Annotated in this window: 17 protein-coding genes; 7 read left to right on the top strand and 10 right to left on the bottom strand. The window is 47.3% G+C overall.

Annotated elements, in window-relative coordinates:
• Window positions 1-39 precede the first annotated feature (39 nt).
• The gene (locus HQ865_RS21895; RefSeq protein WP_173416949.1) at window positions 40-537 is read left to right on the top strand and encodes a GNAT family N-acetyltransferase; all 498 of its coding nucleotides are present in this window, start codon (window positions 40-42) and stop codon (window positions 535-537) included.
• On the opposite strand, the gene HQ865_RS21890 is transcribed toward HQ865_RS21895, so the two are convergent.
• The 3 genes from HQ865_RS21890 to HQ865_RS21880 form a co-directional block, all read right to left on the bottom strand.
• Window positions 534-1,058, bottom strand: coding sequence for a dihydrofolate reductase family protein (locus tag HQ865_RS21890; protein WP_173416948.1), 525 nt, complete (start codon window positions 1,056-1,058; stop codon window positions 534-536). The genes HQ865_RS21895 and HQ865_RS21890 overlap by 4 nt on opposite strands.
• On the bottom strand, window positions 1,055-2,446 hold the full coding sequence (locus HQ865_RS21885) for a LutB/LldF family L-lactate oxidation iron-sulfur protein (RefSeq protein ID WP_173416947.1): 1,392 nt from the start codon (window positions 2,444-2,446) through the stop codon (window positions 1,055-1,057). Before HQ865_RS21885 ends, HQ865_RS21890 begins: the two co-directional genes overlap by 4 nt.
• Window positions 2,447-2,605: 159 nt before the next feature.
• Window positions 2,606-3,097 carry a hypothetical protein gene (locus HQ865_RS21880; RefSeq protein WP_237073532.1) on the bottom strand — a complete coding sequence of 164 codons (492 nt, stop codon included), beginning with the start codon at window positions 3,095-3,097 and terminating at the stop codon, window positions 2,606-2,608.
• 202 nt (window positions 3,098-3,299) lie between these two features.
• On the opposite strand from HQ865_RS21880, the gene HQ865_RS21875 reads away from it, so the two are divergent.
• The 3 genes from HQ865_RS21875 to HQ865_RS21865 all read left to right on the top strand — a co-directional run bounded on the left by HQ865_RS21875 (window position 3,300) and on the right by HQ865_RS21865 (window position 5,830).
• Window positions 3,300-4,643: a serine hydrolase domain-containing protein gene (locus HQ865_RS21875; protein WP_173416946.1), complete on the top strand. Its 1,344-nt coding sequence runs from the start codon at window positions 3,300-3,302 to the stop codon at window positions 4,641-4,643.
• Between the two features lie 36 nt (window positions 4,644-4,679).
• Window positions 4,680-4,985, top strand: coding sequence for a YbaB/EbfC family nucleoid-associated protein (locus HQ865_RS21870; RefSeq protein ID WP_173416945.1), 306 nt, complete (start codon window positions 4,680-4,682; stop codon window positions 4,983-4,985).
• A 167-nt stretch (window positions 4,986-5,152) separates the two neighbouring features.
• Window positions 5,153-5,830 carry a metal-dependent hydrolase gene (locus HQ865_RS21865; RefSeq protein WP_173416944.1) on the top strand — a complete coding sequence of 226 codons (678 nt, stop codon included), beginning with the start codon at window positions 5,153-5,155 and terminating at the stop codon, window positions 5,828-5,830.
• Window positions 5,831-5,976: 146 nt separating this feature from the next.
• Here the strand turns inward: HQ865_RS21865 and HQ865_RS21860 are convergent, their stop codons facing one another.
• The 7 genes from HQ865_RS21860 to HQ865_RS21830 form a co-directional block, all read right to left on the bottom strand.
• On the bottom strand, window positions 5,977-7,356 hold the full coding sequence (locus HQ865_RS21860; RefSeq protein WP_173416943.1) for a hypothetical protein: 1,380 nt from the start codon (window positions 7,354-7,356) through the stop codon (window positions 5,977-5,979).
• An 8-nt stretch (window positions 7,357-7,364) separates the two neighbouring features.
• On the bottom strand, window positions 7,365-8,171 hold the full coding sequence (locus HQ865_RS21855) for a hypothetical protein (protein ID WP_173416942.1): 807 nt from the start codon (window positions 8,169-8,171) through the stop codon (window positions 7,365-7,367).
• Window positions 8,172-8,184: 13 nt separating this feature from the next.
• Window positions 8,185-8,679 (bottom strand): heavy-metal-associated domain-containing protein, encoded by a 495-nt coding sequence (locus tag HQ865_RS21850; protein ID WP_173416941.1) that lies wholly within the window; start codon window positions 8,677-8,679, stop codon window positions 8,185-8,187.
• Window positions 8,680-8,968: 289 nt separating this feature from the next.
• A complete protein-coding gene (locus HQ865_RS21845) occupies window positions 8,969-9,346 on the bottom strand; it encodes an HYC_CC_PP family protein (RefSeq protein WP_173416940.1) in 378 nt (125 codons plus the stop codon).
• Between the two features lie 213 nt (window positions 9,347-9,559).
• Window positions 9,560-11,095, bottom strand: coding sequence for an IS1182 family transposase (locus tag HQ865_RS21840; protein WP_173412997.1), 1,536 nt, complete (start codon window positions 11,093-11,095; stop codon window positions 9,560-9,562).
• Window positions 11,096-11,253: 158 nt separating this feature from the next.
• Complete coding sequence (locus HQ865_RS21835; protein ID WP_173416939.1) at window positions 11,254-12,960, bottom strand: sodium:solute symporter family transporter; 1,707 nt, start codon at window positions 12,958-12,960, stop codon at window positions 11,254-11,256.
• Between the two features lie 287 nt (window positions 12,961-13,247).
• On the bottom strand, window positions 13,248-14,870 hold the full coding sequence (locus HQ865_RS21830; RefSeq protein WP_173416938.1) for an NADP-dependent glyceraldehyde-3-phosphate dehydrogenase: 1,623 nt from the start codon (window positions 14,868-14,870) through the stop codon (window positions 13,248-13,250).
• A 214-nt stretch (window positions 14,871-15,084) separates the two neighbouring features.
• Here HQ865_RS21830 and HQ865_RS21825 point away from each other — a divergent pair, with 214 nt between their 5' ends.
• The 3 genes from HQ865_RS21825 to HQ865_RS21815 all read left to right on the top strand — a co-directional run bounded on the left by HQ865_RS21825 (window position 15,085) and on the right by HQ865_RS21815 (window position 18,278).
• Window positions 15,085-15,786, top strand: coding sequence for a DUF6515 family protein (locus HQ865_RS21825; RefSeq protein WP_173416937.1), 702 nt, complete (start codon window positions 15,085-15,087; stop codon window positions 15,784-15,786).
• A 427-nt stretch (window positions 15,787-16,213) separates the two neighbouring features.
• The gene (locus HQ865_RS21820; RefSeq protein WP_173416936.1) at window positions 16,214-16,978 is read left to right on the top strand and encodes an SDR family NAD(P)-dependent oxidoreductase; all 765 of its coding nucleotides are present in this window, start codon (window positions 16,214-16,216) and stop codon (window positions 16,976-16,978) included.
• Window positions 16,979-16,988: 10 nt separating this feature from the next.
• On the top strand, window positions 16,989-18,278 hold the full coding sequence (locus HQ865_RS21815; RefSeq protein WP_173416935.1) for an alpha-L-fucosidase: 1,290 nt from the start codon (window positions 16,989-16,991) through the stop codon (window positions 18,276-18,278).
• Window positions 18,279-18,283 lie beyond the last annotated feature (5 nt).

The following is an 18,283-nucleotide window of genomic DNA, read 5'->3' as shown; positions in this document are numbered from 1 at the left end:
TGTCCTCATTAAATAAGTACGAATCATTAATTTTGCATTATGTACAACATCAGGCAGGCAACCGAAGCCGACACTGAAATCATCCGTCAACTGGCCGAAGACACGTGGTGGCCAACCTACGGACCTATTTTAGCTAAAGAGCAAATTGAATTTATGCTGGGTGAGATCTATTCGGCCGAAAAGATCAGCCAGCAGTTGCGCACCGGCGAACAACAGTTTTTAATACTGACAGAGAACACCGAACCGGTAGCTTTCGCAGGCTATTCGCCACGAACGGAAGACCCGGAGATCTACAAGCTACACAAACTATACTGCCTGCCTAAAACGCAGGGGAAGGGTTATGGTAAGATCCTGATAAACGCGGTAATTGAAAAAGTGAAGGAAGCCGGTAAGCATACGCTGGATCTGAACGTAAACCGGCACAATAAAGCCCTCAACTTTTACCAAAAAATGGGCTTTGAAGTGGCTTACGAAGAAGACATCGCCATTGGCCCTTATTGGATGAACGACTATGTAATGCGCAAGCAGCTTGACTAATTTGTTCCGGCAAGCGTATATCTAACTTGCACCAGGCCGCTACTGTAGGTTTCAGTTCCTGTATGCACCAGGCCAACCCGGTCCTTCAATTCGCTGAATAATAGTTTGCCGCTGCCTAACAAAATGGGATGTATCGATAGCAGGAATTCATCAACCATATTTTCCTGCATAAAAGCGGTCAGCAATTCGGCCCCACCAAACAGCCAGATATTGGCACCGTATTCATCCTTTATTTTATCTACCGCGTCCTTAAAGCCGTCCTTACGGATAATGTTCACATGCGGGTGCTCTGCCGGCACCAGCGTATCCGAAAAAACATATTTAGGCTGCGGGAACGCGTTGATATCGCCCGTGCTGATGATCAGCTCGTAGCTTTTGCGGCCCATAAAAATGGTGTCGATATCGGCAAAAAAGGCGGCCATTCCATAATCCTGGTCGGTATAGCACCAGTCGTACTCGCCGTTTGGGCCTTCTATATAACCGTCAAGGGTAACGGCTACGTTTAGTATTACTTTTCTCATTCGGCGGTATTGTTATTCTGTCGCTCCTGCCATTGCTTAGCGAACGATTTATCGGCCACAACCGGCATCTCGCGGTAATGCCCCCATGTTTTTTTGAAAAATCGGCGCATCAGGTAATTCTTCATCTTACCGCCAAAGAGATCCATGGTGCCGCGCTTCATCATGCCTTTTTTCCAGATGCCCCAACCCCACTTCTCTTTAGTGGTCACCAGGCCATCCTTTACGGCGTCGCGGCGGTTCAGCAGCAGCATTTTGTGGATCTCTATCTTCACCGGGCACACCTCGCTGCACTTACCGCACAGGCTAGATGCATTGCTGAGGTGCTTAAATTCCTCCATCCCCCGCAAATGCGGCGTAATCACCGAGCCGATGGGCCCGCTGTAAGATGTATTATACGTATGCCCGCCAATGTTTTTATAAATAGGACAGGCATTTAAACACGCGCCGCAGCGGATGCAGTACAGTCCCTCCCGCTGCTCCTTTTGGGCCAGCAGGTTAGTGCGGCCATTATCCAGCAGGATCACATACATCTCTTCCGGACCATCGGTCTCATCTGCCTGGCGCGGCCCGCTTAAAATGGTATTATAAACCGTGAGGTTTTGGCCTGTGCCATGGGTAGAAAGCATGGGCCAGTACAGGTCGAGGTCGGCCATCGACGGGATCATTTTTTCGATACCAACAATGGCGATGTGGATCTTGGGGAATGTGGTCGAAAGTCGGGCATTGCCTTCGTTCTCGCTTACCGCGATACTCCCGGTATCGGCTATCAAAAAATTAGCGCCGGTAACGCCGATATCGGCCTGCAGGTATTTTTCGCGAAGCAGCTCGCGGGCTTTTTGCGCCAGCTGTTCGGGTGTGGCATCGGGCGGTGTGCCAAATTTCTCGTGGAACAGTTTGGCGATATCCTCCTTGCTAAGGTGCATGGCAGGGGTAACAATATGATAGGGTTTTTGACCAAGCAATTGCACGATGTATTCACCCAGATCACTTTCCAGGCTTTCCACACCGTTGGTTTCCAAAAATTCGTTCAGGTGGATCTCCTCGGTCACCATCGATTTTGATTTGATGACCGATTTAGCGCCTGTTTTTTTAACGATGTTCAGGATCTCGCGTTGCGCTTCTGCCGCATCGTTAGCCCAGATCACCTTACCTCCCCGGCGCTGGAAGTTAGCTTCAAACTCGGGCAGAAACTTATCCAGGTTTTCCATCACCCGCCACTTGATGACATGGCCGCGCTTTTTGGCATTATCCAAATTAGCAATGCGCGAAAGGCCCCGCGCTACTGAAGCATCGTACTTACCGATATTAAAGTTGATGATCCCGCGGTGACGGGTATCGAACGCCTTTTCTTCGGCGGCAACTAAAAAATCGGCAGCGGTGTTTCCCATAACACGAAAGTAGGGATTAAATGAAATAGTAGGGTGGGGATTTTGTTAACAATGATCGTGGTGGTGATTTAACCACAAAGGACACAGAGGGAGAAGCACAGAGTGCACAAAGAGAAAATAGAAAAGCCCGGATGGTTTAGTGTTCCGGGCCCTTAATCATTACTTCGTTTTGCTAAACGTATAAATAATATACGCCGTACTTGCACCTACACCAATAGGGCTTTTTAGTACCATGGTGCTGCCATCGTTACTTACCACATAAAGCTGGTAACCGGCGGTTACGTTTTTGGCCTTATCGCCCTGGTATATTTTTTTAAACTGGAGTATCTGCCCGTTTGGATCGGTATTGTTAACCGACCAAAAGATGGTTTGCGATGTACCGTTGGTCAATGTGTACAAGCCGTTGCCGCTGTTGGTCAGGTTCCAGGTACTGCCCCGGAAGGTTGATGGTGCCGATTGGTCGAACACGTTTTGTACGGCGCTTTCCACAATGCCGTTGTAACTGATACTGCTGATGGTCCAGGTGCCGGTAAACTTACCGCGCGATGCGGCAGCCGCCCCATTACTCATGGTGCCTTGCGGGGTAGAGCATGATGATACAACAAAAGCCAGCGCGACTATAAAAAAGGATAAACGGAATATAGTTTTCATGGGTTCAATATTAATGATCAGATTTTAACAATTAACCCCGCAAAAGTAAAATTGTTTATTTATACCATACGATGGTGGCCTCAATCTTGTCTAAAACCACCGCATTGTTATTAACTAAAACAAAATAATTTTAAAACTTTGACCGTTTTACAAACGTTAATTTTTAATTTTCCGGCTTCGTTTTATCGTGATAATTTACCGTATGAGTTTAGTGTATAAAAACACCCTGTCCGTTCTTTTTTCGTTATTGGTTATGTCGTCCTGCTCATCAAACCCCTCCGAAAAAAAGGAGGCCGAAGCAGTTGAGAGCAAGCAAATTGACACTGTGGCATTATTAAAGTACAGTCCTAAAAATGCCGATAAAAAGATAGACGAATTTATGCAACACCTGCACAAGGTGGCCGGGTTTAACGGCAATGTGCTTGTAGCTAAAAACGGTAAAATAATTTACGAAAACGCCTTTGGCTGGGCTAATTACCCACGCCAGGATAGCCTTACGCTTAACTCTCAGTTCGAACTGGCGTCCATCAGCAAAACGCTTACTGCAACCGCCACGCTGCAACTGATGGAACGCGGAAAACTAAAGCTCGACGATTCGGTACAGCGTTTTTACCCTAACTTTCCGTATCATGGCGTTACCATCCGCATGCTGCTCACGCATCGTTCGGGCCTGCCTAATTATGTGTATGCTATTGATGACGTTTACCGCAAAGAACACCGCGATCAGAAAAAGGGCGTTACTAACCAACAGATGATGGACCTGCTGGCGCAATACAAACCTCCGCGCTATAATGTGCCCGATAAAAGCTATCGATATAACAACTCCAACTTTATGGTGCTGGGATCTATTATCGAGAAGGTAACCGGCATGCCTTACGCCCAGTATATGGCGCAAAATATCTTTAAGCCGGCAGGCATGCACCATACCAATGTATACTCTAAAGCAGTTTACGATAAGATCCCGACCAAGGTGCTGGGGCACGATCGTAACAGATGGAAATACTCGGTAGCGCAAAATTACCTTGACGGGCCTGTTGGCGATAAGGGCGTTTACAGTACCGTGGGCGATCTGTTTCTGTTTGATCGCGCGTTGCGCGCCGGAATGCTTATCAAAAAATCGACCCAGGATTCGGCTTATAAAAACCGGGTACCGCTGAAGAACGGGCATTTTGGCTATGGCTACGGCTGGCACTTATTTGAAGCGCCGGGTGAGCAGGTAGTTTACCACACCGGCTGGTGGCATGGTTTCCGCCATAACTTTTTGCGCGATATGAAGCGGGATATTGTGATCATCCTTTTGGACAATATGGCCAACGCCAGCCTGTTGCACCTGGACGATCTGTATAAAATGACCGGCATGCCCGTAGTACGCTTAGGCGCTTATGGCCGCGGCGGCGAAGAGGAAGATGAACAGGTAGCCGCCCCTACCATCGAAAAGAAAAAAGCCCCGGTGAAAGAGAAAAAGAAGGAGCCGGCAAAGGCATCAAAAAAACAAAAGACGACAAAGAAAAGCGCGCCATCTAAACACAAAAGCAAAAAACACTAAGTAGAATTAGCCTGTTTAAAACACAAAGGAGTTAATATGTTCGATAAATTATTTGAAGCCCAGCAAAAGGCCGGCGAAGTAAAGCAAAGACTGGATAACATCACCGTAACCGGCGCTGCCGAGGGTGGCAAGATCACCGTTACGGCCAATGGCAACAAGGTGATCCAATCGGTAGTGATTGACGAGGTATTTTTAAAAGATGCCGATAAAGATGAACTGGAAGAACTACTGGTTGTAGCCGTTAACAAAGCCCTTACCCAGGCCGATAACGTTAGCCAAAGCGAAATGGCCGCCATGACCAAGGATATGTTCGGCGGCATGGGCGGATTGTTTGGGAAATAGTCCCACACTATTTAACACCTTGTCATTTCGAACGAACATGCGAGGTCAGGTGCGGTGGAGTGAGGAGAAATCTCCTTATACGGCAATCTTGTCGCGCGTATAAGATTTCTCACTATCGTTCGAAATGACATGCTACTTTTTTACCTTTATAAAAACATCATATCATCATGAAATTCACATTTTACGGACAATCCTGCTTTATGCTGGAGGCCTGCGGAAAGAAGCTATTATTCGATCCGTTTATTACACACAACCCGCTGGCTAAACACATCGACATCAGCACGCTGATGCCTGATTACATCCTGCTATCCCACGGCCACGGCGATCACGTAGCCGACTTGCTGCCGGTCCAAAAGCAAAGCGGCGCCAAAGTGATCTGTATTGCCGAGATAGCCAACTGGCTGGGTAAGCTAGGCGTTGAGAATGTTGCCGGCATGAATATCGGCGGCACGGTTAAGGAAGAGGTTTTCAGTGCGAAAATGGTTTTGGCGATACACTCCAGCACTTTGCCCGATGGTTCATCAGGCGGTACTGCGGCTGGTTTTGTGATCAACACCGAAGGCAGAAAGATCTACTTTGCCGGGGATACCGCATTAACCTACGATATGAAGCTGCTGGCCGACGAGAACCTGGCCTGGGCTATATTACCTATCGGCGATAACTATACTATGGGTATCGACGATGCCATCAAGTCGACCTCCTTCTTTAATTGCAAAAAGGTTATCGGTGTACATTACGATACCTTCCCGGCGATTGTGATAGACCACAAAGAGGCGCTGGACAAGTTTGCCGCCGCCGGCGTGGAACTGCACTTGCCGGGCATTGGCGAGAGCATGGAATTATAATTAGCAACAACACATAAAACAACGTCATTGCGAGCGATAGCGTGGCAATCCCCGATAAGCAGGGCCGCTCTGTATATCGGCGGATCGCCACGTCGCTGATAGAAGCGGCTCGCGATGACGTGGTTTTTGTTTTGGGGAATAAATACCTACATCTCCATCCCACCCATATCCATCTTTTTCATCTTAGCCTTACCGCCGCCCATCTTGAGCATGGCTGGGCTAATGCGCAAATAAAACTGGAAAGCCAGCGGCACTGAACCATAAAGACCTTTCAAAGCACTGGGCGATGCATAAAGCGAACCCTGTAGGCCTACCCGCAAATCGGTGTTCTTAAACGTGCTGATGATGCGATTGGTACCGATGGTCAGCGCGTTGATGTCAAAATTAGGGTTAGCGGGAAACATAGCATGAAGATCCAGCTCCTCAGCATCTTTGCGCACATATTCGTAACGACCGTAAATGGCGGTCTTTGTAAGTTGCAGGGTACTTTCCAGCAGGATGGATGGCAGGGCTTTGCCATTGTCCGAATAATGGTTCTGCCCGTACACCAACGTGGTGGCCACATAGCTGTCGCTGTTTAGCATTTTGGTATGGATGGCCGAAGCGGTGAACCTGTCAACATTTTGCTGCGGCTCCAGGTCTTCGGGGCTGTGGATCCAGCCGTTAGATACCTGCAACGCCCATTGGTTGGATGGATTGTAGGATAAACGCACAGCGTATGAATCGAACTTGGCCGGATCAAAGTCATAACGGTGTTCATCAGGTTCGCGGCCGGTAAATACCGATCCTTCCAGCTTCACATCCTTATAACGGAAACCCAGGGTGGTAACGCCAAAGGTGATATGCGTAGCATCGGCATAATGATGGGTAAGCGGCGCGTCGGGGTTGCTCATACCCGAAAGGCGGTGCATAAATACCGGCGGACCTAAAGCCGGCTCGCCCGGATAACCTACCGAGATAAAGGCATCGGTATTATTACCCAAATGCTGGGCATAACTTACGGCCAGCTCGGCAAACAGATCGTGCGGGTGCTGGCGGTCTACCAGTTTATTGCCTTTGTACGATTCGCCGGTTTGATATAACAGCGGGTAGCCCGCGTTGCCTACTAAAAACGGATCGAACGACAGCATGGCGTTGATACCAAAGATACCGTTGCCGATGCGTTTCTGGGTCATCCCCATGATCATGTTCGGCGCATCGAAATGGTTGCCGCCGCGGCTGCCCGATTTAAAAACATCCTGCATGTTATACCTAACAAACTGGTTATAATGCAGCATGCTCATCCAGCCGTTCTTGCCGTGCTTCATATACGATAGCATGGGGCTTTCGTCTGGCAGCCATGAAGTACCCGACCCATCGCGGTTCATGGGCAGGTCGATACTGTACTGGCTGCTCATGCTCATTTTCATTTGGTGATGGGTGGTATCCTTTTTCATGTCCATGTGATGGGCATGATCCATGGTCTGCTGGGCAAATGCGGTAATTGTTGCCAGCGATAGTATATAGGTGATGATGTGTTTTTTCATGGTGTTTATTAAAAAAGGTTGAACAAATTGTATTCCAGCCTGATGAGGTACATGTTTTGGCTGTTGCGCTGCATGTTGTTATACAGCGGCGCGCGGTACGACAGGTCTACCCGGAATACACTGTTAAAAATGAATTGTACAGCAGGCGCTACATCTAAATAGCTTTGCCCATAACCCGGGTTATTTTTGCCCAGCAGTTCGGCATACAGGTTAATGTTCACCTGTTGATAATTGGTGTACGATTTTGGATAAACCAAATACCCGGCAGATAAAGTGTAGCCTACCGCGTCGCGCGGGTTACCAAGGGGCAAGGCATATCCGCCCCGGTTATCAAAAGCGCGCAGATAACTCGCCGAGCCGGATATGGCCAGCTTATGCAGCAATTGGGTGAACACTAATCCGCTTTGCCAGCCTGAGTTATCACCTTCAAGGCTGATCTCCTGGTTCAGCAGCGGATTGTTGATGCTGGCCCATTTAGCAAATACCGCCCCGCGGAAATGCCGCTGAACCGAATCGACCGAAAGGAAACGGTATTTGCCGTAAAAGCTATATCCCTCAAAGCGGCGGCTGGGTTGATAATAATCAGACGCGTATAAGGATGTGTGCAGCATCAGGTTTTTGCTGGCGCCATACATCAGCTCTAAGGTATTACGGTTTTTCAGGCCGTTGCTGCTATAGCCTTGATCTTCTAAACGGATACCTAACGACCGGGTGGCCATATTACTGGCAGGTTCGGTATTTACGTAGAGTTCCTGCGCAAACAGGTGTTGTGCCAGGAGCAATAGCCCCAGCACAACCATAAGTCGCTTTATCATATCTAAATAAAGCTTAAATAACTACCCGGTAAAGTTTGCCCGTTTTAACATCGGCGCTTTTGGCGGCATATTTTTTATATACCGATGCCGGGGCGAAGCCTTTATCTACCACCGTAATATCGGCACTGCTGCCCGGCGCCTTATCCGCCCCGTTAACAATAAGGAAGGTATCGCCCTGGTAACTGAAAGCGTTATTATCAACCTTGGCATTAGCGAAATTGAAAGTGGCTTTCAGGTTATTGATAGCGAAGCCCGCGCCCTGCACCTTTTTGCTGATCAGATCAAGGTTAACCGGCGCGTTGCTTTTAAAAGTTAACACGAACAGGTTACGGTTAAGATCGGGTTTGATATCGCCGATAAAATCAAGCGTGCGCAAGGCTTTTTCGGTGGCTTTTGAACACATTGAGCAGGTAAGGCCGCTTACCTGTACTTCGGCTTTGGTGAATTGGGCTTTGGCTATGCCGATGCAGAACAGCATCAGCAGGGGGAATATTTTTAGGAATTTCATTTTTGATCGGGTGTAAATAATTAATGTAAAAGGTACGTCTTGCAAACGTTATACTCACCCGGTCGTTGCTTCGCTCGACCAGCCTCTCTTTCCTTTGGAAAAAGAGGGAATGGAGTTATCCGATACTACTCCTGCCCTCTTTGCGCGCAGCGAAGAGAGGGTCGACCAGCGTAGCGAGGTCGGGGTGAGTCTACACGCCATGCTAAGTCCGACAAAGCAGGCGGTCAGGCCTACACAAAGTCTTCGACAAGCTCAGACTGACAGGCAGGCACAAAAAATTATTTACAGATCAAATGCGGAAAGTGCAGTTTTTGATGTATACCGGGGTTTTACAACCAAGATTTGGCGGGCCACGGTCGGCTGAAGCGCCGCCGGAAGTTTCCTGCTCGGGGAAAAGGTACTCCTCGAAAGGTAGTTTAGGCAGATCGACCATGAACAGCTTGCTTAGCAACGAATGCGAAGCAGCCGATTTGTGGGCGTCTTTTACCTTAACTTCTACATGTTTATCCCGGCAGCATTTCATTTTTACCGGGCCGCATTTTTTGGCAGGCGCGTCTATCTTTACAGAAGCCAGCGTATTGCCGCAATAATGCAAATTAAGCGCAAAGCCCGATGCTGTAACAAAGTACAGCAGCACAAGTGTAAGTACGCTTATTTTCTTAAACATGTTGCAAAGGTATGTGGTCGGTTTCACATTTACAAACGAAGAGATTAGTTACATATTGTGCAATGCATAAAAAAAGAGGCCGTATCATAAATCAAATGATGCGGTCTTTATTTTTTTAGCCTAATAGCTGAATTTGGTATTGAGTTTCTATGGAATTTTTTGAGGGGGAGGGGGTAGCTTTCTTGGGCGAACCTGAGTGGTAAAACGACTCATTTAAGCCGCTTTTTTCCTTAGATTTTGTGCGATTGCAACTAAACCCCATTCTATTTCTACTTTTTCCTTGCCGCGGAGCATAAACCGTTTAAAGCCATGGTTCTGCTTAATATTACCAAATACAGGTTCTACATCAAAGCAGCGTTTCTTTCGCCGTTGTATGCCTTCTTCACTGTTTAACAGCTCGTGCGCCTTTTGTTTCAGGCGGTTCAGGTTTTCATTGATTTCAATGATCCGATTCCCTTTTGATTTATGGCAAATACCGTTCAGCGGACAGTTAGCGCAGTTAACTGCCTGGTATCTTTTTACCGTTTGTTCAAACTCCGTGCTTGTTTTTCTTTTACTTGTTCCGATGAAATTCATTTGCTGGCCCATCGGGCAGATGTAACAATCTTTCTCCTGGTTGTAAAAAAGCTTATTTGCTGCAAAAGGGTGCTTGTTGTTGTGATTCTCATTTTGTTCCTTATCGAACATCCCATACTTTACAAAGGCGATTGTTCCTTTTTGTTCCAACCGCGTGTAGTTCTCCTCGGAGCCATATCCGGCATCGGCTGTAAGCACTTGCGGTGCTTTGCCAAAGCTGACTTCATGCTGCGCTAAATGAGCACTTAATGTATTGGTGTCTGTGGTGTTGGAGTGAATGGTGTAATTGACAATGAACTGGTTGGATGTGGATATCTGAACATTATACCCCGGTTTTAACTGGCCGTTTTTCATGTGGTCTTCCTTCATCCGCATGAATGTGGCATCCGTATCGGTCTTGGAATAGCTGTTGCGTTCACCCAGCAGAGCTTCCTGCTGCTCATAGCGGGCAATGGCCTGCGGGTAATGTTTGCTGATATACCGCAGCTTGCTTTTGACCTGTTTGGAAACATCCTCACGCGAGGAAAGCTTCTCATTGAGTTTATCTACTGCGGCATTGACCTTTTCACTGTCAATAACAGTAAAGTCAGGCGGATCAGGCAGCCTGTCTTCTTCTTTTGCTACGCTTTGGGCATAGTCCCATATCTCTGACAGCTGCTTTTTCATCTTTTCCTTATTGGTCTGAATCGCTTTCTTCCAGACAAAGGTATACCGGTTTGCATTCGCCTCTATCTTTGTCCCGTCCGTATTCACTTCTTCAATACTGAGCAGGCCTTCCTCTGCCAAAAGTTTCACCACATCTTCGAACACATCACGCAGCGCATGCTTCAAACGTACGCCCCGGAAACGGTTGATCGTATTATGATCAGGATAGTTCATCGAACTCAGCCACATCAGGTAAACGCTTTCCCGGCAGGCTGCTGCCAGCTTTCGGCTGGAGTAGGTGTTGGTTACATACCCATATACCAGCACCTTTAACAACATTTGCGGGTGATAGCTTGAACTCCCGCGGATATGATAAGCTTTCAGCAATGGTTCCAGATAGAGCCTGTCGATCACATCGTTAACTACACGCACCGGGTGCGATGCCGGAACTAATTCGTCAAGTGTCGGAGGAATAGCCATCAACTGCCGTTGCTGGTAGGGCTTGAATACAGGTCTTTTAGAGGACATACTACGCTACTTTCGATACATAAATATATGAAAATCAGATTATTATATCAACTAAATACCCCTCTTTATTCCAATAAATTATGCACAAATAAAAAAGAGGCCATACCATGATTTATGATACAGCCTCTTCATATTTGGATTTAAAACTTAAGCAATTATTACCAGAAGCGGATATAAAGTGCCGCTAATAATAACAGGGTTACTATTACCAGCGCCAGTGTACGCGGATCTACCTTGAACATGCCCTTGTCTAATACAAAAGATCTTGGGTTGATCTTCGGACCGGCCAAACTTACACCTATGATAGCGATCATGGTGAATAGGAACGAAAGACCCATACAGATCAGGAACGGAATTTCGTATCCCCCTTTGCCATTTGGATAAGCGGTGTACAGGAATGTTTCGTGGCCGAATAATGCAGGTGCATAGTTATTAAACAATACCGACATGGCAAAGCCTGTCAATATACCTACGATAGCACCCGCACCTGTTGTACGCTTCCAGAAGAAGCCCAGGATAAAGATGGCGAAGATACCCGGGCTGATAAAGCCGGTATATTTTTGGATGAAAGTGAAGCCACCCTCGCCGCCAATACCTAACGAATCGCTCCAGGTTAGGGCGATAGAGATGATCAGGCACAGCGCGATGACCCATTTGCCCATACCCACCATGCTTTTCTCATCAGCCTCTTTGTTGATGTATTTTTTGTAAATATCCATCGTCCAGATGGTAGAGATACTGTTGGCTTTTCCCGCTAATGATGCTACTATGGCTGCGGTGAGTGCCGCTACAGAAAGCCCTTTTAAACCGTTTGGCAGGAAGCCCAATATGGCCGAGTAGGAATTATCTGCATTCAGATGGCCGCCGGCGGTCATTTCTTTTTGCAGTTCGCCGTTTTTAAATAATACGTAAGCAGCAATACCCGGCAAGATAACAATGATTGGCATAGCCAGTTTCATTAAACCCGCGAACAGGATGCCGGTACGCGCGGTTTTCATATCAGCACCTAAAGCACGCTGGGTGATGTATTGGTTACAGCCCCAATAGTTAAGATTTACTATCCATTGGCCGGCAAAGTACATAGCGATGCCCGGCAGCAACAAGTATTTATTGATATATTCCTGCGATGCGCCCGGCCCTGGCTTGGCCAGTATCATATGGAAGTGATCGGGCGAATCTTTTAGCAAAGCATTAAAACCGGCAATAGCGTTTTCGCCTAAGCCAAAGTGTTTACTTACTAAAGTTAAAGCGATGTAAGTTGTGGCCAAACCACCAATCACCAGTACTAATACCTGGATAACGTCGGTATAACCAATAACCTTCATACCACCTAAAGCGATAGCCAGCGCGAAGATGGCCAGGCCGATGATGATGATATGCAGCATATTCACACTGCCGCCCAACAAACTGCTGATGGCTACAGCGCCCAGATACAGGATAGAGGTTAAGTTAACGATCACGTATAAGAACAGCCAAAAGATGGCCATAATTAAACTTACCCATTTATTATACCGCGTTTCTAAAAACTGCGGCATGGTATATATCTTGTTTTTAAGATATACCGGGATAAACCACACAGCAACGATAATTAGCGCGATGGCGGCTATCCACTCGTAGGCGGCAACGGCCACACCCACGGTAAAGCCCTGCCCGCTGGCGCCGATGAATTGCTCGGCGGAGATGTTAGAAGCGATCAGCGATGCACCGATGGCCCACCAGGTAAGCGAACCTTCGGCCAGGAAAAAATCATGGCTGCCGGTTACACCCTGCTTCTTTTTCTGGCGATGTACCAGGTAGCCATATCCAGATACTATTATGAAATAGATGATGAATATGACATAATCAATAGAGGTAAATTTGTTCATAATGAAACTAAGATTTATTATTGGGTTTAAAGTTCATGACATTGGTTACCGGGCGGCTGGTTAGACCGCTATTTTATACAGGTTTATATTAGTGTACAAATGACAATTATAGTCTATAATTTGCGGTATAGCAAATTTTACAAAATCTAAATGTAAACTATATTTTAAAAATTACAAATATTGCGTTTAAATAATTCGCAATCGATTGTTTTTTGTTACAATGCCAGCAATAAAATCATAAAAAAAGCGGCTTTCCGCCGCTTTTTTACCCTAATAATATGCATGCATTATAAAATATAGCGTGTGCTCAGGAACGATGAGTCGCCTTCTTCCACGATATCATTTATTAAATGCTTGTTGGTATCATTCATTTTGGTGGCCACCAGCGAGCGGATGGAGAACGCGCGCAAGGCATCGGTAACCGAAAGGGTACCCTCGGCACTATCTTTACGACCGGTGAACGGGAACACGTCCGGACCGCGCTGGCATTGCGCGTTAATATTCACACGGCTTACCAGTGTAACAAACGGATCGATCAGCGATGAAATTTCCTTGGCATCGTTGCTGAAGATACTTACCTGCATGCCATGCGGCGAATCAACCTGGTAAGCTATCGGCTCTTCTATAGACTCGTAAGGAATAACAGGGATAACCGGGCCAAACTGCTCTTCGCGGTATAGCTTCATCTTTTCGTTAACCGGATATACGATAGCCGGGAACACGAACGATTCGGCAGTAGCACCGCCATTTTCGTTAATTACGGTTGCGCCGTGCGCTATAGCATCATCAATACACTCTTTCAAATAGGCAGGTTTGCCTGGCTCGGTAACCGGGGTAAGGTTAACGCCTTTGTGCCATGGCAAGCCAGGTGTCAGTTTAGATACGGCTTCGCTTAACAGCTTGTTAAAGTCATCAGCTACATCCTTATGCACAAATATCAGTTTGATAGCGGTACAACGCTGTCCGTTAAATGAAAGCGCTCCTAAAATACATTCGCTAACTGCCAGTTTCAGGTCGGCGTTTTTGGTAACGATAGCGGCGTTTTTAGCATCCAAACTTAACACCGAACGCAAACGGTTCAGTTTTGGATGGCTTTTCTTCAGGCCGTTGGCAACCTTGCTCGATCCGATAAAGGCCAGCACATCTATCTTACCGGTTTGCATCAGGCCCGGGGTAACGTTAGCGCCACGGCCATAAACCGTATTCACCACACCTTTAGGGAACGATTCCTGGAAAGCCTTCAGCAAAGGATAGTGTAAAAGCGTACCATGCTTAGGTGGTTTGAAAAGCAGGGTGTTGCCCATAATAATGGCCGGGATCAGCGTGGTAAAGGTTTCGTTCAGCGGATAGTTGAACGGGCCCATGCATAAAACCACACCCAGCGGCGAGCGGCGGATCTGCGCTACCACACCCTCGGCAATCTCAAAGCGCGACGACTGGCGGTCGATATCCTTCAGCGCATCGATGGTGGCGGTGATGTACTCAACCGTACGGTCAAACTCCTTTGTCGAGTCGGCCAGCGATTTACCGATCTCCCACATGATCAGCTTAATTACAAGGTCGCGCTGCTCGCTCATCTTGTATACAAACTGCTCCATGCATTTAATACGGCCGGCAAGGCTCATCTTAGGCCATTCGCCACGGCCGTTATCGTAAGCTGCCACGGCAGCTTCCAACGCTTCGTTAGCTTCTTTTTCGGTACCGATAGGGTAAGTACCTATCAGCTTGCGCTTTAAACCCTCGGGGGTTGGTACCAGCACCGGCGAATACACTTCGGTAACCGGGCCGTCCCATTTTTTCATTTCGCCATTGCTTAAGTACTCGCGCTGGTGCAGTTCATCGATCCGGTATTGCTCCGGGATCTGGTCTTCTGCCACAAACAACGATCTGAGCTGGTCTTGGAAACTCATAGTTGAATTGATTGTTTTTTGAGTGATAAACTACCTTAGTGTACTAAGATTTTTACCAAAGAAAATAAAATAAAACCACATAAACTACTAATTCACTCAACATTTTGATAATAAAATTATGAAGTTTTTATGAAGTTAATAAATCAACAAAGGTTTTTAAGCGCTATTACACAATTTAATTACGGAAATTCGTTTTTAAATAAAATTTAAGACTATGAAAAGGGCATACAAAAGCATATCCGGCATATTGCTTGCCGGGTGTTTAATTCTGATTTTATCTATTCCGGCCAGTGCGCAACGTGGCCGCGGCGGGTTCAGGGGCGGTGTACATATAGGTGGCGGAATTGGTTTCGCACGGCCGCGAATGAGCTTTGGAGTTGGCTTCTACCGTCCGTACTATGCTTACCCGCGTGTAGGCTTCTATATCAACACATTACCGTACGGCTACTATCCATTTTATTGGGGGCCAGACCAATACTATTACTACGGAGGTACCTTCTACCGCCCGTATAACAATGGTTACGAAATAGCCGCGCCGCCGGTTGGTGCAGCCGTTCCGCAGATTCCAGGCAATGCGCACCCGATTATGATAGACGGCCAGCAGTACTACGAGATAAACGGCGTATACTATAAAGAAGGTGTCGATGATAAAGGCAAAAAGGTGTACATCGTATCGGGCAAGGATGGTGTGCTGAATACCGACAACGCACAGCAGCAAGCCGACCAGTACATGCCAAAGGTTGGCGACGTGGTTAGTCAACTGCCAGATGGCTGCCGCAAGGTAACCCTGAACGGTAAGGCCTATTATGTATCGGCCGATGATATTTACTATGAAGAGGTTGTGGGCGCCAATAAAAGCGTTACCTACCGCATAGCCAGCGTGCCCGAGAACGAGGCGCCGCCTGTAAAACAGTAATATCCAAAAATCAATATATCAATCGAAGGGATATGCAGAGATGCGTATCCCTTTTTTGTTTTGAGGGTTTTGCATACATCCTTACTCACCCCGACTACGCTACGCTGGTCCGCCCTCTCTTCGCTGCGCATAAAGAGGGCAGGAGTGGCTTGTCCTGTGTAGCGATGGGTTTGAAACCCATCGCTACAATTATACCCTCTTTGCGCAAAGCGCAGAGAGGGTGGTCGGGCGAAGCCACGACCGGGTGAGTCCTCGCCGCCATAACCAATAAACCCTATATTCACGAAAAGTCATCAACCCGTCAGTATTTCGACAAAATAATTGAATACTTTGACAATCAAACGAACTTGTTATAGGCTTATCTTTTACTTAATTTGAAAATATATAGCAGCCAAATTAACAGCTACCTAATAATAACAAGAAACACATGTTTGATCTGAGCGGAAGAACAGCCGTAATTACCGGCGGCGGCAGCGGCATTGGTCGCGCGGCAGCCATATTATTTGCCAAACAGGGGGCTACCAGCCATATCCTTGATATGAACGAGATACAGGCCAATGCCGTGGCCGAAGAAATAAAACAAGCAGGCGGCAGTGCACAGATACACGTTTGCGACGTAAGCGACAAAGCACAAGTAGAGGTCGTTATTAATTCTATTGGCACTATCAACATATTGGTAAATAATGCCGGCGTGGCCCACGTAGGCAAAGCCGATAATACCAGCGAAGAGGATTTCGACCGGGTTTTTCGCATCAACGTTAAAGGCGTTTACAACTGTCTGCATGCCGCGTTGCCGTTAATGAAAGCTAATGGCGGCGGGGTGGTCCTCAACCTATCGTCCATTGGCGCGGTGGTCGGTATCAGCGACAGGTTCGCTTATTCCATGAGTAAAGGTGCCGTACAGGCTATGACCTTATCCGTAGCCCGCGATTATATCCACGATAATATCCGCTGCAACTGCATTTGCCCGGCCCGTGTGCATACCCCTTTTGTTGATGGCTTTATCGCCAAAAATTACCCGGGTCAGGAGAAAGAGGTTTTCGAGAAACTATCCAAGTCGCAGCCTATTGGCCGTATGGGTACTACCGACGAGATCGCTACGCTGATACTGTACCTATGCTCGGACGAGGCGTCGTTCATCACCGGTTGCGATTACCATATCGATGGCGGCTTTATCAAACTGAATAACTAAACCCGATATCATGCTTAAGAAACTGCTTTTCATATCCATGCTGGCTTGCTCGCTGAAAGCGAACGCCCAGTATGTGCCATCGGCCGATAATTTGGCACATAGGCAACAATTTCAGGATATGAAGTTCGGTTTATTCATCCACTGGGGTATTTACAGCGAACTGGGCGCGGGCGAATGGGTGATGAACCAAAAGAACATCCCCTACAATAACTACAAACGCCTGGCCGATTTTTTTAACCCCCAGGCCTTTAACGCGCACGAATGGGTGATGTTTGCCAAACGGGCCGGTATGAAATACATTACCATCACCTCGCGCCACCACGACGGGTTCAGCATGTTCGGCACTAAAGTATCACCCTATAACATTGTTGATGCTACCCCTTACCATAAAGACCCATTGATGGAACTGGCGCAGGAATGCCAGAAGGAAGGCATCGACCTGCATTTTTATTACTCGCTGCTGGATTGGGGCCGCCCCGATTATGGCTACGGCAGCCCGATAGTAAATGGCAAACCCGCCAAAGGCGATTGGGATAGCTATATTAATTTTATGAAAGCGCAGCTAACCGAACTCATCACCAAATATCCCGGCGTAAAAGGGATCTGGTTCGATGGTAACTGGGAACGCGCCAATGCCAACTGGCACTATGATGAGATATACGGCCTGATCCACAAACTGAACCCAGCCATTATGGTGGGCAATAACCACCACTTGGCCCCAAAGGATGGCGAAGATTTCCAGATGTTTGAGAAAGACCTGCCGGGCGGTAATACCTCGGGCTTTAGCGGGCAATCGAAGATTGGCGCACTGCCTTTAGAAACCTGCGAGACTATTAACAACAGCTGGGGCTTTAACATTACCGACCGCAGCTTTAAATCATCCAAACAGATCATCCACTACCTGGTGAACGCCGCCGGGCGCAATGCTAATTTTTTGCTGAACATTGGCCCGATGCCCAACGGCAAGATACAACCCGAGTTTACCGATACTTTAGCCATTATAGGCCAATGGATGCAAAAATATGGCGAAAGCATTTATGGCACGCGCGGCAGCAGCATAGCGCCACAGCCATGGGGTATTATCACACAAAAAAATAAAACGCTGTATGTACACGTAACCGATGGCGCTAAGCACGATTATATTTTCATCCCAGGCTTAAGCGTTAAGGTTACTAAGGCAAACCTGTTGGCCGATGGCAGCGCCGTGAAATTTAAACAACAACCCGAGGGCCTGTTTGTATACCTTAACAACGTATCGACCGACCCTGTAGATACCATTATTCAACTCACGACTAATTAACAAGA

It is taken from the genome of Mucilaginibacter mali (assembly GCF_013283875.1).
Classification (GTDB): domain Bacteria; phylum Bacteroidota; class Bacteroidia; order Sphingobacteriales; family Sphingobacteriaceae; genus Mucilaginibacter; species Mucilaginibacter mali.
Note: the sequence above shows the minus strand (reverse complement) of the source record. Positions and strands in the feature narration are given on the sequence as shown.

Excerpts from the sequence above, each read along its gene's own strand:
- HQ865_RS21845 (WP_173416940.1), bottom strand. The coding sequence starts at position 9,346 with ATGTTTAAGAAAATAAGCGTACTTACACTTGTGCTGCTGTACTTTGTT.
- HQ865_RS21850 (WP_173416941.1), bottom strand. The coding sequence starts at position 8,679 with ATGAAATTCCTAAAAATATTCCCCCTGCTGATGCTGTTCTGCATCGGC.
- HQ865_RS21825 (WP_173416937.1), top strand. The coding sequence starts at position 15,085 with ATGAAAAGGGCATACAAAAGCATATCCGGCATATTGCTTGCCGGGTGT.
- HQ865_RS21815 (WP_173416935.1), top strand. The coding sequence starts at position 16,989 with ATGCTTAAGAAACTGCTTTTCATATCCATGCTGGCTTGCTCGCTGAAA.
- HQ865_RS21865 (WP_173416944.1), top strand. The coding sequence starts at position 5,153 with ATGAAATTCACATTTTACGGACAATCCTGCTTTATGCTGGAGGCCTGC.
- HQ865_RS21895 (WP_173416949.1), top strand. The coding sequence starts at position 40 with ATGTACAACATCAGGCAGGCAACCGAAGCCGACACTGAAATCATCCGT.
- HQ865_RS21840 (WP_173412997.1), bottom strand. The coding sequence starts at position 11,095 with ATGTCCTCTAAAAGACCTGTATTCAAGCCCTACCAGCAACGGCAGTTG.
- HQ865_RS21855 (WP_173416942.1), bottom strand. The coding sequence starts at position 8,171 with ATGATAAAGCGACTTATGGTTGTGCTGGGGCTATTGCTCCTGGCACAA.
- HQ865_RS21860 (WP_173416943.1), bottom strand. The coding sequence starts at position 7,356 with ATGAAAAAACACATCATCACCTATATACTATCGCTGGCAACAATTACC.
- HQ865_RS21820 (WP_173416936.1), top strand. The coding sequence starts at position 16,214 with ATGTTTGATCTGAGCGGAAGAACAGCCGTAATTACCGGCGGCGGCAGC.
- HQ865_RS21890 (WP_173416948.1), bottom strand. The coding sequence starts at position 1,058 with ATGAGAAAAGTAATACTAAACGTAGCCGTTACCCTTGACGGTTATATA.
- HQ865_RS21870 (WP_173416945.1), top strand. The coding sequence starts at position 4,680 with ATGTTCGATAAATTATTTGAAGCCCAGCAAAAGGCCGGCGAAGTAAAG.
- HQ865_RS21885 (WP_173416947.1), bottom strand. The coding sequence starts at position 2,446 with ATGGGAAACACCGCTGCCGATTTTTTAGTTGCCGCCGAAGAAAAGGCG.
- HQ865_RS21830 (WP_173416938.1), bottom strand. The coding sequence starts at position 14,870 with ATGAGTTTCCAAGACCAGCTCAGATCGTTGTTTGTGGCAGAAGACCAG.
- HQ865_RS21880 (WP_237073532.1), bottom strand. The coding sequence starts at position 3,097 with ATGAAAACTATATTCCGTTTATCCTTTTTTATAGTCGCGCTGGCTTTT.
- HQ865_RS21835 (WP_173416939.1), bottom strand. The coding sequence starts at position 12,960 with ATGAACAAATTTACCTCTATTGATTATGTCATATTCATCATCTATTTC.
- HQ865_RS21875 (WP_173416946.1), top strand. The coding sequence starts at position 3,300 with ATGAGTTTAGTGTATAAAAACACCCTGTCCGTTCTTTTTTCGTTATTG.